Source organism: Exiguobacterium sp. R-17 (assembly GCF_049913315.1).
GTDB lineage: Bacteria > Bacillota > Bacilli > Exiguobacteriales > Exiguobacteriaceae > Exiguobacterium_A.
Map to the genome: position 1 here is coordinate 1805264 of NZ_CP184372.1, position 14601 is coordinate 1819864.

Annotated in this window: 10 protein-coding genes; all 10 read right to left on the minus strand. The window is 46.9% G+C overall.

Annotated features, from left to right (window positions below):
* Window positions 1-54: 54 nt before the first annotated feature.
* Window positions 55-1128 (minus strand): BMP family lipoprotein, encoded by a 1074-nt coding sequence (locus ACN9MT_RS09720; protein ID WP_035407104.1) that lies wholly within the window; start codon window positions 1126-1128, stop codon window positions 55-57.
* 130 nt (window positions 1129-1258) lie between these two features.
* The gene (locus tag ACN9MT_RS09725; protein ID WP_035407101.1) at window positions 1259-1978 is read right to left on the minus strand and encodes a GntR family transcriptional regulator; all 720 of its coding nucleotides are present in this window, start codon (window positions 1976-1978) and stop codon (window positions 1259-1261) included.
* Window positions 1979-2200: 222 nt separating this feature from the next.
* On the minus strand, window positions 2201-3214 hold the full coding sequence (locus tag ACN9MT_RS09730; protein WP_290751301.1) for a BMP family lipoprotein: 1014 nt from the start codon (window positions 3212-3214) through the stop codon (window positions 2201-2203).
* Window positions 3215-3531: 317 nt separating this feature from the next.
* Window positions 3532-5679 carry a DNA translocase FtsK gene (locus tag ACN9MT_RS09735; RefSeq protein ID WP_035407095.1) on the minus strand — a complete coding sequence of 716 codons (2148 nt, stop codon included), beginning with the start codon at window positions 5677-5679 and terminating at the stop codon, window positions 3532-3534.
* A 68-nt stretch (window positions 5680-5747) separates the two neighbouring features.
* Window positions 5748-7412, minus strand: coding sequence for a ribonuclease J (locus ACN9MT_RS09740; RefSeq protein WP_426272135.1), 1665 nt, complete (start codon window positions 7410-7412; stop codon window positions 5748-5750).
* Between the two features lie 153 nt (window positions 7413-7565).
* On the minus strand, window positions 7566-8228 hold the full coding sequence (locus ACN9MT_RS09745) for a M15 family metallopeptidase (RefSeq protein ID WP_290751306.1): 663 nt from the start codon (window positions 8226-8228) through the stop codon (window positions 7566-7568).
* A complete protein-coding gene (locus tag ACN9MT_RS09750) occupies window positions 8228-9487 on the minus strand; it encodes a lipid II:glycine glycyltransferase FemX (protein WP_035407088.1) in 1260 nt (419 codons plus the stop codon). The genes ACN9MT_RS09745 and ACN9MT_RS09750 overlap by 1 nt, the downstream gene beginning before the upstream one ends.
* A complete protein-coding gene (locus ACN9MT_RS09755; protein WP_035407085.1) occupies window positions 9484-10947 on the minus strand; it encodes a UDP-N-acetylmuramoyl-L-alanyl-D-glutamate--2,6-diaminopimelate ligase in 1464 nt (487 codons plus the stop codon). The genes ACN9MT_RS09750 and ACN9MT_RS09755 overlap by 4 nt, the downstream gene beginning before the upstream one ends.
* Window positions 10948-11006: 59 nt before the next feature.
* A complete protein-coding gene (locus tag ACN9MT_RS09760; protein WP_426272136.1) occupies window positions 11007-12239 on the minus strand; it encodes a M16 family metallopeptidase in 1233 nt (410 codons plus the stop codon).
* 74 nt (window positions 12240-12313) lie between these two features.
* Window positions 12314-14533 carry a polyribonucleotide nucleotidyltransferase gene (gene pnp / locus ACN9MT_RS09765; RefSeq protein ID WP_426272137.1) on the minus strand — a complete coding sequence of 740 codons (2220 nt, stop codon included), beginning with the start codon at window positions 14531-14533 and terminating at the stop codon, window positions 12314-12316.
* Window positions 14534-14601 lie beyond the last annotated feature (68 nt).

The following is a 14601-nucleotide window of genomic DNA, read 5'->3' on the forward strand; positions in this document are numbered from 1 at the left end:
CCCATGTTTAGTTTAAAAGGGGAGTCGCAATGCTAGCGACCCCCGCTTTCATTATTATTTAAGTGACGCTTCGTACTCTTTATACTCGTCGTCAGTCGATGGAACTTTAATGTCACCATCGATGATTTGTTTTTTGTACTCTTCGACTTTGTCGAGGGCTTCTTTTGAGACGTTGTCTTTTGAAGGAGCGATATCGACACCGCCGTCTTTTAGACCGAACTCAACGACTTTACCTGCTGGGAAGTTGCCGTCCTTCGTGTCTTTCGCGACTTGCTCTACTGCTGTATCCACACGTTTGACCATTGATGTCAATGTGACGTTCTCTGGCATACCTTCTTCGACTTGGTCACGGTCTACACCGATAACCCAAACATCTTCACCGTTCTTTTTACGGTTTTTCGCTTCTGTGAATACCCCTTGTCCAGTACCACCAGCTGCGTGATAGATGACGTCGACTTTTTTACCGTACATACCTGAAGCGATTGCTTGTCCTTTTTCTGCAGCGTTGAAATCTTCTGCGTATTGAATTTCGATTTCCGCTTTCGGGTTAGCCGCTTTAACACCTGCTTTAAATCCGCTTTCGAACTTTTTGATCAAGTCCGAGTTGACACCACCGACAAATCCAACTTTATCCGTTTTCGTCGTTAGACCTGCAACGACACCAACGAGGAACGAACCTTCGTTTTCTTTGAAGACGATTGAAGCGACGTTTGGTTTATCGACGACTTGGTCAACGAGTGCGAAGTTGTTCTTTTTGAACTGATCCGCTACTTTACCGATATCTTCAGCCATCAAGAAACCAATCCCGAGAATTAAGTCGTATTTTGCACGTGCTAATTGCTGAAGGTTCGGTTGATAGTCTGATTGTTTTGCAGATTGGAGATATTTATAGCCAGTACCTTCTTTTAAGTCATTGTCTTTCCCGAACTTTTGGATACCTTCCCAAGCAGATTGGTTGAATGATTTATCATCCACGCCGCCTGTATCTGTAACCATACCTACTTTAAAGCCTTCTGATTTGCTGCCGCTACCTGAATCTTTCGAATCGTCGTTGCCACCACATGCTGCAAGGACGGAACTCATTGCTAAACCTGTTGCTGCTAATGCGAGAAGTGACTTCTTTTTCATCTGGAAAAATCCCCTTTCGAATATGGTCATACAAAGTTCAAGACTACGTCTAGCACCTGAGGCTGGCGATGAGGAGCGTTACGTAGGTTTTGACGGGAAGCGCTTTCAGTATTCATCCTAAAACAATGGCTCACACACGTTTACGGATGACGTGGAAATCGAACTTATCTGCTCGGAAATAGTTCGCTGAAAAAAGAACGGAACGGTCGAGCTCATCATAATGCGTCTGACGCAAAGCGAGCAGAGGTTGGTCCGTATGTAATTGTTCAGCGATTTTCGGATCAATACGCGGCTCGATATGCGTCACAGCATGTGTGACACGTCGTCCGAGTTCTTTTTCTAAAGCATCAAACAATGATGTCGAAGAGGTGAACTGCTCTTCATTTTTAATATAATGGCTTGGAATCTTATCGATACAATAGACGACAGGAACATCTCCTGCGAGTCGGATTCGTTCGATTCGATATACCAATTCATCCGGACCAAGTTGAAAGCGTTCTCGGTCGCGCTCAGTCGGTTGGACCATCTCGGATGATAGCACTTCTGAGGTCGGAATCATGCCTGCGCGCGCGATCATCTCTGTCACGCTGTACAACTCCTCGATACCAGAAGTAAACGGTGGTCTTGCATTGATAAACGTACCGACACCGTGTTTACGGATGACAATGTTCTCATCTTCAAGAATTCGTAATGCCTCTCGAAGAGTAGCTCGACTGACGCCAAGTTGCTTTGAAAGTTCAAACTCTGAAGGGAGCTTCTCGCCTTCCTTGTAAACGCCGTCATCGATGTCTGACTTGATTTTTTCAATCACACGTAAATAAAGCAAACGATGATCTAGTTTAATCGACATGACGCATCTCCATCCTCTATCTAGTTGTAACCAGTGCTCAGACTTCTGACGTATGAGAACTCCAGCCAAGATAAGTATATGACGCTTAACACAATCCTGCAATCATTTTGTAACAGGTTAGAAGTCTGACTTCTGGCGCTTTTGTAACCCTTTTCATAACGTAATCAATAATGGAAGAAAATAGGGCATTCTACCTAAGAATGCCCTTTATCTTTTCAACGCTTATTGCTCAGGTACTTCGATTTTCCCTGAAACGACAGCCGCTTTTGCTTTCTCAAGCGCAGTCATCGTCTTCTTCGAGATTTTTTCAGATGGGACGATATCAACGCCGTCTTCCTTCAGACCATAACGAACCGTTTTACCACCTTCGAGTTTTCCATCTTTCGCTGCGTTAGCTGTATCTTCAACTGCGCGGTCGACACGTTTGATGACCGATGTTAACGTCACGTCTTCCGGCATACCTTCTTCTTTTTGATCACGGTCGACACCGATGACCGATACATCTTCTCCATTTTTCTTACGGTTCTTCGCTTCTGTGAAGACACCATTTCCTGTACCGCCTGCTGCTGGGAAGATGATATCCGCTCCTTTACCGTACATGCCGGCTGCGATGGCTTGACCTTTTTCAGGTGCTGCGAAGTCCTCTGCGTACTGAACATCGATTTTGATTTTTGGATTGACGGATTTCGCTCCAGCTTCGAAACCAGCTCGGAACCGCTCGATGACGTCCATTTTCATGCCACCGACGAAACCAATGTGATCTTTTTTCGTCTCCATAGCAGCAACGATCCCTGCAAGATACGCCCCTTCATTTTCCTTAAATGTGATCGATGTGACGTTTTTCCCTTCAACGACATTATCAACGATTGCAAATTGTGTATCCTTGAATTGATCTGCTACGGTTTTAACATCTTCATTGAATGTATTCCCGATACCGAAAACGAGATCTTCTCCACCACGTGCAAGACGTGACAAGTTCGGTTGATAATCTTGTTGTGATTTAGACTGTAAATAAGAGAACCCTTCATTTTGCTTGAGTTTGTTATCTTTACCGTACGCTTGCAGACCTTCCCAAGCTGATTGGTTGAACGATTTATCATCGATTCCACCTTTATCCGCTACCATAGCGACAGAGAACTGATCTTTTTGGTCAGCTTTCTCACCTGAACCGCCGCAGGCTGCAAGTCCAACTGTTGCTACTGACATCATCGATACGATTACCTGTTTTTTCTTCATATCATCCATCTCCTCTGCATTTATGAGAGCGCTTTCATTATCTATTTGTGAAAAAGTCGCTCCCAGCCCTCATGTTGAAGGTCGGTCACTCATATGTCTGAGTATGCCAAAAAAAATATTGAAAATCAACAGACGTCTGACAACTATTTTCATGAAAGCGATTTTATTTTATTTTTGTCTTTTTTCCTTCCTTTCATTTCTAATTTTCTCATCTCATATACGACTCCTGTATCATTTTTTTGAGCACATTATACGCTCATCCATATATATCCATTATTTTAATAAAAAAGAATCACGGTGGATACCGTGATTCTTGATTAACGTCCCATGACGCGGCGTGGTTTTGATCCTTCAGAAGGACCAATCAGACCATTTTCTTCTAGAGCATCAATCAACCGGGCAGCTCGGTTGTAGCCGATACGATACTTTCGTTGAATCATCGACGTCGATGCCGTCTCTTGGGTCAGAATGAACTGGACGACCTCATCATAGAGTGAGTCATCGACCTCTGTTTCACCTTCAGGTACATCTTTTGGAATCATCGCTTCAACATACTGCGCTTTTTGTTGACTGATGACATGATTGACAACCTTCTCGACTTCTTCGTCTGATAAGAACGCACCTTGTACACGGACGGGTTTGTTCATGCCGTTACCGAGCAACAACATATCCCCTCGTCCAAGCAATTTATCAGCGCCTCCCGTATCAAGGATCGTCCGTGAATCCGTCGCACTCGACACACTGAAGGCGATACGTGACGGAATATTCGCTTTGATGACACCAGTGATGATATCAACACTTGGTCGCTGGGTCGCGATAACCATGTGAATCCCAGCTGCTCGCGCCATTTGTGCAAGTCGCATGATTGCATCTTCAACTTCGTTTGACGCGACCATCATCAAGTCGGCTAACTCATCAACGATGACAACAATATACGGTAATCGTTGATGCACTTTTTCCTCTGCGTTCATCTTATCGATTAGTGCATTGTAGCCTTCGATGTTGCGCGCTCCGTTTTGACTGAAAATCTCATAACGACGTTCCATTTCCGAGACGACCTGTTTTAACGCCTGCGCCGCCTTTTTCGGATCGGTGACGACCGGTGCCAAAAGATGAGGAATACCGTTGTAGACGTTTAATTCGACCATTTTCGGGTCAATCATCATCAGGCGGACTTCATCCGGTCGAGCTCGCATCAAAATTGAGACGATCATCCCGTTAATGCAGACCGATTTACCGGAACCGGTCGAACCGGCAACTAAGACGTGTGGCATCTTATTCAGCTTTGCTGTCACCGTCTCACCAGAAATGCTTCGTCCGAGTGCGACGAGCAAACGATCATTGTCGGATTGAACGCTCTCCGCTCCTAACACTTCTCGAAGTGATACCATGGCGACTTCACGGTTTGGCACCTCGATTCCGACAGCCGCTTTACCAGGAATCGGTGCTTCGATTCGAATATCTTTCGCCGCTAACGCAAGCGCTAAATCATCGGCGAGTCCTGTGATCCGACTAAGCTTGATACCTTGTTTTGGTTCAATCTCATACTTCGTGACACTTGGTCCGAGATGAATCTTCAACACTTTCGCTCCGATCCCGAACGATTTTAAGGTCGCAATCAATTTCGTCGCATTATCCTTTAGTCGCTTATTCTCACCCGATAAGTCTTTGGACGTCGGCTCTGCTAATAAATCAAGCGACGGCAATTGATATCCGTCCGGTGTCTCTGTCATCGTCAGTGGTCCTTGTGTCTCCGCTGCTTGCGGTTCAACGTGATCCGTAAAGCCGATAATTGGAACGTCTTGAATGTTGACCGAAGGATCCTCTGCTTCTTGCTCTGTTTCGATTGGTTCCTCAACAGTTGCTGGTCGCAACGTCTTTGCTTTTTTCTCGCGGACCGGTTTCGGTGTCAGGTCTTTTTCGATCCGAGGACGAGGTGTCCGTTCACGATTACGAAATTCTTCTGCGCGTTCCCGCAGTCCAAGCCATAGTTCTCCATAAAACGAAGGGTGTAGTAGATGAACAGCTGCGCCGATGAAGAACAGACCAATCAAGAAGGCACCGCTACTTGAAATGTAATATGCTGCGTTTTGATAGAGCCATCCATTGAGAATACCACGCGGTGCTCCGAGCATTAGATCAATCCAGACGACTGAACCCATTAGTAGCATCGACCATGCCCATTTCTGAGCCCGTGACGCGTTCGATAGTAGCAAGAGTAGCACGGCACCTATCCCGCCGTATAATAAGGAACCGAACTGACCGATTAATCGTTCTCCTCCATCAGCTAGCGTCAGTCCGACTTTCCCGAATTCCCCAAATGCGAGAACGAAGGCAAGTAGTGAAACGATTGCGATGATGGTCGCATATGTACGATACGCAATCGGCTGACGTTGTTTCTTCGCTGCCGGTCGTTTCCGTGGCGGCGTTTTTTTTCGTACGGTTTTTCGTTTCGTCGTCGCCATACGTCATCCCTCCTGATAAAAAAACGGCTCAGTGGACCAGGTATTGGTCAATCTGAGCCGCTCGTTTGTTAAATCTCCATGATGATTGGAAGAATCATCGGGCGGCGTTTCGTCTGTTCATAGAGATAAGCACTGAGTTTATCTCGAATCAACGACTTCATCTCCGTCCAATCCAATTCTCCGTTTAATTTACCTTGTAGTTGTTTCGCGACGATTCGGTTCGCTTCATTGATCATATCTTCTGATTCACGCATATAGACGAATCCGCGAGAAATGATTTCGGGTCCCGAGACGATCATTTTGTTTTTCCGGCTAATCGTAATGACACAGAGGACGACACCATCTTGTGACAACAAGCGACGATCACGAAGGACGATGTTTCCGACATCACCAACACCGATTCCGTCGATCAAGACGTTTCCGGCGTTCACTTTGCGTGACATCCGTGCTTTACGCTTCTCAAACTCAACGACATCTCCATTCTCGATAATGAAGATATTGTTCGCATTGACGCCAACCGTCTGTGCGAGACGACTGTGTGCCTTTTGCATCCGGAATTCTCCGTGAATCGGTAGGAAGAATTTCGGTTTGATCAAGTTGAGCATCAGCTTCAGATCTTCCGCATGACCGTGACCGGAAACGTGTACTTTCCGTTGGTTGTAGATAACATTCGCACCCGCACGGAATAAGAGATCGATCGTTTTCGAAACCGACTTCTCGTTACCTGGAATTGGGGAAGCCGCGACGACAACCGTATCATTCAAGCGAATATTGACTTGCTTGTGTGCGTTACGTGCCATTCGTGTCAAGGCTGCCATTGGCTCACCTTGAGATCCTGTCGTCAAGATGACGACTTGGTTATCATCGAGGCGATTGATGTCAGATAGATCAATCAATGTTTTCTGCTTGAAGCGTAAGTAATTCAAACGCTGTGCCACTTCAACGTTGTTGACCATGCTACGACCGACGACCGCTACTTTTCGATTGTTCGCTTCTGCTGCTGCAAACACTTGTTGTAGACGATGAATGTTCGAAGCGAATGAAGCTACAATCACACGACCCGGTGCTTCATAAATGACGTCGTTCAATTCAGAACCGACAATCGATTCTGACCCAGACATCCCTGGTCGCTCTGCATTCGTCGAGTCAGACAGCAAGCACAGTACGCCCCGTTGACCAATCGCTGCAATTTTCCCGAAGTCTGCTTGTTTTCCATCGACTGGTGTGTAATCGAACTTGAAATCCCCCGTATGAACGATGGCACCTTGAGACGTTTGAATACAAACCCCAACTGCATCCGGAATCGAGTGGTTGACCCGGAAGAACGTAATAAAATGACCTGCAACGGTTAATTTCGTCTTGGCATCAATTGGACGAAGATCTGCCTTTTTCAATAAACCGGCTTCTTTTAATTTGTGTTCAATCAAACCGAGCGTCAAACGTGTTCCGTAAACAGGTACCTTCAAGTCACGCAAGACGTAACTGAGTGCCCCGATATGATCCTCGTGACCATGGGTAATGAAAATCCCTTGAATCCGCTCTTTGTTTTCTTTTAAATAACTGATGTCTGGAATGACTTTATCGATTCCAAGCATCTCATCTCCTGGGAACATTAACCCGGCATCGATGACGAAGATGTCCTCGTCGAGTTCGACGACGTACATGTTCTTACCGATCTCACCGGCGCCACCAAGAGCAAAGACGCTTACTTTTTCCGTCTTCTTCTTTGACACGACATGACCTCCTATAATTCATATTCACTTTTCGTGAGCCGTCCACTTATCACTATCACTATTCTAGCCGAATTTTCACAATCTGCCAACAATCGGACTAGGAAATCTAAAAAAAACGTCATTCCTGCCACATTACTCCAGGAATGACGTTAATCATGTATTCAACAAATCTTCGACTTCTTCTGTTCGTTTCGCTTTTTCCGAACGGCTTGGACGTTCACCAGCCTTCAGTTCGTCGAGCGAATACTCGAACGTCATCTCAAAATGAGGGTAATCGACGAATCGCTTCCAATCGCCTCCCCATTCAAAACCGAGTGCTTTCCCGATATCAGCGACTTCACGCCAATCACTTTTCCCTGACCGATTCCCATCATACTCAAGATCATACGAAATCTGTCCATTTACGAGTTGCACGAAATCAATTGCAAGTCCGTAGTTATGCATCGATTCACCGCCTCGTGCATTCGTGACGACTTCACCTGCCTCAGAACGCCCTTGTTCAAAAAGTGCGTTCTGTTGCTGGATCGAGCGGTACCCTTGCGTGATCTTGATATCGATATTGTAGCAAGAATGTGCAACACGGATCAGATCCTTTGCCCCTGCCTCGACAGCTGGATGGAGACGCTTCAGGTTCGCCTCGCTTGCATTGATCAAACGGTTTTCCCCTGCTACGTCTCGTGGGCAACTATCAATCCCGAGTTCCGGTTGGTCCATCAAAATCGTCGGCATCCGGTTCATGGATGCCGCAAGAAACAATCCAATCGCAAACATCGTCAATAAAAATACGATCCAACCGAAGATTGTTCCCCGTTTCATCAGCGGCGAAGCTTCTTCCGAAGTTTTTGTAGAATCGGTAACCCCGTCTCAAGCAACAGATAGAGCGGACGATTGAGTACATAATCAAACTCACCGATTTTTTCAATCATTCGGCTGCCCCACCCAGATTTAAAGGCATAGAGTCCCGCGTAATGATCATCCGGGTCGGTCGAACCACTGACTCCACCGAAGTCATAGGAGAGCGCACCATGTTCTTTCGCATATTGCATCATCGTCCATTGCATCAAATGGTTCGGCATGAATTCCCGGTACTCGTTCGATGAGGCTCCATATAAGTAATAGGAACGACGACCAGCAAGCGTCAAAAGACCACCAGACAGGATGACACCGTTTGGATGTTTGGCAGCAATCGTCATCAGTTCCGTTTTCGACTTTTCTGCTTTTTCGATTTGTGCTGTCGTCTGCTCCAAGCGATTGTTTAAGCTTTTTAGCTTCTTCTCAGCCGTCTCTTTCTCAAGCTGACGGTGAATCTTCGAAAGTTCCTTATCGGCTTGAAGTAATAAGGCTTCCGTATTCTCAAGAGCACGTACGACATCAAGTTTCGTCAAAAACAAGACCGCATCACCCTTTGGATGGAGATGATCATACAGATTCTCGAAATAATCCAGACCGCGGATCGAGAACCCATCCCGTTCGCCCGTCTCGACCATCAGCTTCGCGAATGTCTTGAGTCCTTCACGATCCGCTTGTTCGCATACGATCCCTTTGCGTTCAGCAAGACGGACGTTGTAGCGGAACTTCGAATGGAAACCGTCGAAGATCTCTTTTTCTGTTCCTTCAAGATTCGTCTCCATCGTAAAGCGTGGTTGCGCGTAATCAAAACCGCCGCCAAAACCGTTATGTTTGAAGCCAAGTCCTTGCATCTCCTGTAACAGACCTGGATATTCTTCCCGCTCGACGTTCGGATCGAATTTAATCGCAATCGCCTTCTGTTGTTTTGCGACACGTATCGCTTCATCACGAAGAGCACGAAGTGCGTCCGTATCCGTATAATCGACGACGAAACCGCGCGGTGCATAACAAAGCGTGAACGGTAGCTTCGGTACTTTCTTAAACAAGAGCAGACCAACTCCGGCAATCTCACCAGTAGTTGTTCCGACCGCGATCCGTTCATGTGTCCATCCTGTCGCGCTTTTGACTTCTCCCCATGCTGGAAGCTGGAGTAAGTCGCCTTTTGGATGTGTTTTTACGAATGTTTCAAATTGATCTATGGTTACAACGATTGGTTGATAAGTCACTTCTGTTCCTCCATTTGCCGTATCATCTCTTTGACGATGACTTCCTCATCGAGAGGGATTTTCTCATCCCCAATGATTTGATATTTTTCATGACCTTTACCGGCTAAGATGACGATATTATCTGGTCGTGCGAGTCGTGCTGCATAACGCACGGCCTCTTCCCGATCACCGATTTCAACGAACTGATCGTGGGTCATCCCTTTGGCGATGCCGGATGTAATTGACTCATATGCTTCATATCGTGGATCATCCGTCGTGATGACGACGGTTCCTGCGTAGGTCGAAGCCAGTTCGCCCATCTTCGGTCGTTTCGTCACGTCGCGGTTTCCACCTGTCCCGATCAGGAAGACGATCTTTTCCTTCGGTACGTCAACGAGTGCTTTCAGACACTGTTCAATGCCGTCAGGAGTATGCGCGTAGTCGACATACACGTTATATCCTTCGATTGGTAAGCGTTGCATCCGACCTTTTGCCGGACGGATTGCTGAAATCGCTCCTGCAATCGTCGTTAGGTCGTATCCGCAAGACAAGAGGATCCCTGTCGCAAGCAACAGATTGTAGACGTTAAAGCGACCGATGAAATTCGCCGTGACGTCGACTTGTTCTTCTTTGTACATCATCGTGAACGTCGTTTGTTGAAGTGACTGTTCAATCGCCGTTGCTCGGAGGTCAGCTGCGTTGTCGATACCGTACGTCATGACACGAGCACCTGTCATCATTTCGTACAGTTCGCTCGTCGGATCATCGGCATTCAAGACCGCGACTTTCTCTGTCGACAGCCGTTGTCCGAGCTGTGCGAATAACAATCCTTTGGCACGTGCATAGTTCTCAAACGTTTTGTGAAAATCGAGGTGATCATGCGTCAGATTCGTGAATCCCGCAATGTCGTAATCGACACCCGTTACTCGACCAAGCTCTAGTCCATGCGAAGAGACTTCCATGATGACGTCTTGGACATCTTCTTTATGCATTTGATGCAAAAATGCTTGTAATTCGGAGCTTTGTGGTGTCGTATTGCGACTTGGTACGACGCGGTCACCAATCTTGACTTCGACCGTTCCGATGATACCCGTTTTCCGACCAAGGTGCGCTAATATATCACGGACAATCGTCGTCGTCGTCGTTTTCCCGTTCGTTCCTGTAATACCAATCATCCGCATCTTTTCAGAAGGATAATCATAGAATTTGCCAGCCAATTCGGCAATGGCACGTGATGTACTACGAACGAGAATGACAGGAATCGACACATTGACCGGTTGTTCCGCAACGATTGCGACCGCTCCTTGTGCTTCTGCCTGTTTGGCATAGTCGTGTCCATCAACAGTATACCCTTTGATGGCGACGAACAATGTTCCCGGTTTAACATCCCGTGAATCGGTCGTGATGGACGTGACGTCCACTTCTACCATTCGTTCGATTTTTTGCGTCTGTATGACTTGAATCAGTTCAGCTAAATTCAACGGTATTCCTTCTTTCTCGACATCGTCATTTCATATGTTTCATCTATTCCGTTCTGCTGTCATGCTTCCTCTTCTTGGTCTGCCGGAAGAATATAGGCCTTTGCCGGTTCCTCCGAAAAGATGTGCTCAATCAGCCCTTCGATGTCCGATGGACGAATTCGTTCTACATCCGCTAGTACTTCTTCGAGTGACGGGTGACGATGCAGATGCAACTCATTTCGGGCATTTCGGTTCATATGGCTCGATGTGCCTTCGTTTCCTAAAATCAGAGAACCTTTTAGCTGTTCAATGCCATCTTCGAGTTCCTTAGCGGATAGTCCGTCTCGCTTCAAGCGATCAATCTCAGCAGCGAGAACCTGTTCGACCTCTTCGACTGATTCCGGAGACGTACCGACATAGATCGTGAACGTGCCATGATCGTCAAACGTCGTGTAATAGGAAAAGAGCGAATAAGCAAGACCGCGTTCCTCTCGGATTGATTGGAACAAGCGACTCGACATCGTCGCACCGAATGCATTGTTGAGTAAGGCGAGGGCAGGCAATCGTGGATCAGCAGAAGGAATCGCACGGAAATTATAACAAATATGTGCCTGTTCCGTATCCTTTTCCTTACGAATCACACCATTTTGTAACCTTGGTGACGCTGTCTCACGGGTCTTCGATCGTGATATGAGGATCGACATCCGCTCTTGAATCTGCGTAATCAACTCGTCTGAGACGTTTCCGGCAACGGAAATGACGATTTGATCCGGAGCATATGCTTCTTCGAGATACTGTTCAATCATTGTACGATCAATCCGAAGTACACTCTCTTCCGTTCCAAGAATCGGACGAGCCATGACATCCTCTCCGTAAGCCGCAACAGCTAATAACTCATGGACGAGATCATCTGGTGTGTCATCGTACATTTTAATCTCTTCAATGACGACCTTTTTCTCTTTTTCTAGTTCCTCCGCATCGAACGTCGATTCGAGGAACATGTCCGCCAACACTTGAAAGGCTTCACCTGCATGTTCATCTAATGTCTTGACGTAATAACACGTTTGATCCTTACTCGTGAACGCATTAATATTTCCACCAAGTCGGTCAAAATAAACCGCAATCTCTTTTGCCGTATGGCGTTTTGTTCCTTTGAACATCATATGCTCGATGAGATGACTGATACCATGCTCCTCGACCTGTTCCGTCCGACTTCCTGCTTGAATGAAGATTCCGGTCGCGACGCTGCGTGCTTCTGGCATCCGTTCAACGATTAGTCGAACCCCGTTTTCTAGTTGTATCCGTTCGATCATAGTAATTCCTCCAAATATAGGAAACAAGGTGGCTCTCGTTGCATTCTCTGCACCGTCGAGCCACCTTGGATTCATTAGTTACGACGTGGTGGACGTTGTCCGTCACGTGGTGGGCGTGAACCCTGATCCCGGCGTGGCGGGCGGTTCTCACGCTCTGTCTTTTTCTTTTCTTCGTATGCGGCACGGTCTTCTTCGCTTAATCCTTCGACGAGCAGGACTTTGTGCGACGCGTTAACGCGTCCTTTGTCATCGATTTCTGTGACACGGACTTTTAGCTTATCTCCAAGTTTAACGACATCTTCCGTTTGACCAACACGGTCAAGTGCGAGTTCCGAGATGTGGACGAGTGCGTCTTTTCCTTTGAACAATTCGACGAATGCACCGAATTTCTCAACGCGACGGACCGTTCCATCGAATTCTTCACCGACGACGACTTCACGGACGATATCTTCGATCAATTGACGGGCACGATCGATGCCAGCTTGATCCGTCGAAGCGATAAAGACTGTTCCGTCTTGATCGATGTCGATCTTAACGCCTGTCTCATCGATGATACCGTTGATGACTTTACCACCAGGTCCGATGACATCACGGATTTTATCTGGATTGATTTTAAGTGTGACGATTTTCGGCGCGTATTGCGACAATTCGACACGCGGTTCAGCAATGACAGATTGCATATGCTCAAGAATATGCAGACGACCAAGACGTGCTTGTTCAAGTGCTTCTTCAAGAATTTGACGCGTGATTCCGCCAATTTTCATATCCATTTGGAGAGCTGTGACACCTTCGTGAGTTCCAGCGACTTTAAAGTCCATATCTCCGAGATGATCTTCCATCCCTTGGATATCTGTCAAGATCGAGTAATTTTCGCCTTCCATGATCAAGCCCATCGCGATACCAGCGACAGGTGCTTTTAATGGAACACCCGCATCCATCATGGCAAGGATCGAACCACAGATGGAAGCCTGTGATGAAGAACCGTTCGACTCAAGCACTTCTGACACGAGACGAATCGTGTACGGGAAATCAACTTCATTCGGAAGAACTGGTAAAAGTGCGCGTTCTCCGAGTGCCCCATGACCAATTTCACGACGACCTGGTGCACGCATCGGACGTGCTTCCCCAACTGAGAATGGTGGGAAGTTATAATGGTGCATGAAACGTTTCTCTTCCTTCAGACCAAGTCCATCAATGATTTGAGCGTCACCCGCAACACCAAGTGTCGCTACAGACAAGACTTGTGTCTGACCGCGTGTGAACAGACCTGAACCGTGTGCACGTGGCAAGAGACCGACTTCTGAATCAAGCGGACGGATCTCAGCAAGACCACGACCATCTGGACGAACTTTGTCTTCCGTGATGAGACGACGGACTTCGTCTTTGACGAACTTGTTGAGCACGCCTGATACTTCTGCCAGTTGCTCTGCTGTGACGGACTCGTCAGCTGCATACAACTCGATGTATTTTGCGATGACTTCGTTGATAGCAACGTCACGCGCTTGTTTTTCTTCAACTTGAACCGCTTGTGTGACTTCTGCCAATGCTTCTGCTTTCAGGCGATTGACGATTGTCTCATCGAAGCTTGATACCGTATATTCGAACTTCTCTTTACCGACTTGTGCGACGATTTCTTCTTGGAACGCGATCATTTCCTTGATGACATCGTGTCCAAGTAAAATCGCTTCAAGCATTGCTTGTTCCGATACTTCCTTCGCACCTGCTTCAACCATGTTGACGGCATGTTTTGTTCCGGCAACTTGAAGGTCGATGTCGCTGACTTCCATTTGCGCTGAAGTCGGGTTCACGACGAATTCTCCGTCGACGCGACCGATCGTCACGCCTGCGATTGGACCGTCGAATGGAATATCCGAGATCGAAAGCGCAATCGAAGCCCCGATCATCGCAGCGACTTCTGGTGAATTGTCAGCATCTGACGAAAGAACCGTCGTCGCCACTTGTACGTCGTGACGGAAACCATCCGGGAATAATGGACGGATTGGACGGTCGATCAGACGCGAAGTCAAGATCGCGCTCTCTCCAGGACGTCCTTCACGTTTAAGGAATCCACCTGGGATTTTCCCTGCCGCATATAATTTTTCTTCATAGTTCACTGTTAATGGGAAGAAATCTAAGTCCTTTGGTTGTTTTGATGCAACGACCGTAGCAAGAACGGCTGTATCACCGTAGCGAATCAATGCTGCTCCGTTCGCCTGTTTTGCTAATTGACCGATTTCAATCGTTAATGGACGTCCACCGAGTTCGGTCGAAAACGTCTGTTTTGTTTGTGACATGCACAAATCTCCTCTCACTGCTATCCGTTTTTTCATTCAAATCTAATTATGTAGGTTCTTGCGCAAAA

What these genes read in the sequence shown, in the direction of transcription:
- ACN9MT_RS09735 (WP_035407095.1), bottom strand. Translation starts at nt 5,679, where the DNA reads ATGGCGACGACGAAACGAAAAACCGTACGAAAAAAAACGCCGCCACGG.
- ACN9MT_RS09745 (WP_290751306.1), bottom strand. Translation starts at nt 8,228, where the DNA reads ATGAAACGGGGAACAATCTTCGGTTGGATCGTATTTTTATTGACGATG.
- ACN9MT_RS09760 (WP_426272136.1), bottom strand. Translation starts at nt 12,239, where the DNA reads ATGATCGAACGGATACAACTAGAAAACGGGGTTCGACTAATCGTTGAA.
- ACN9MT_RS09725 (WP_035407101.1), bottom strand. Translation starts at nt 1,978, where the DNA reads ATGTCGATTAAACTAGATCATCGTTTGCTTTATTTACGTGTGATTGAA.
- ACN9MT_RS09730 (WP_290751301.1), bottom strand. Translation starts at nt 3,214, where the DNA reads ATGAAGAAAAAACAGGTAATCGTATCGATGATGTCAGTAGCAACAGTT.
- ACN9MT_RS09720 (WP_035407104.1), bottom strand. Translation starts at nt 1,128, where the DNA reads ATGAAAAAGAAGTCACTTCTCGCATTAGCAGCAACAGGTTTAGCAATG.
- pnp (WP_426272137.1), bottom strand. Translation starts at nt 14,533, where the DNA reads ATGTCACAAACAAAACAGACGTTTTCGACCGAACTCGGTGGACGTCCA.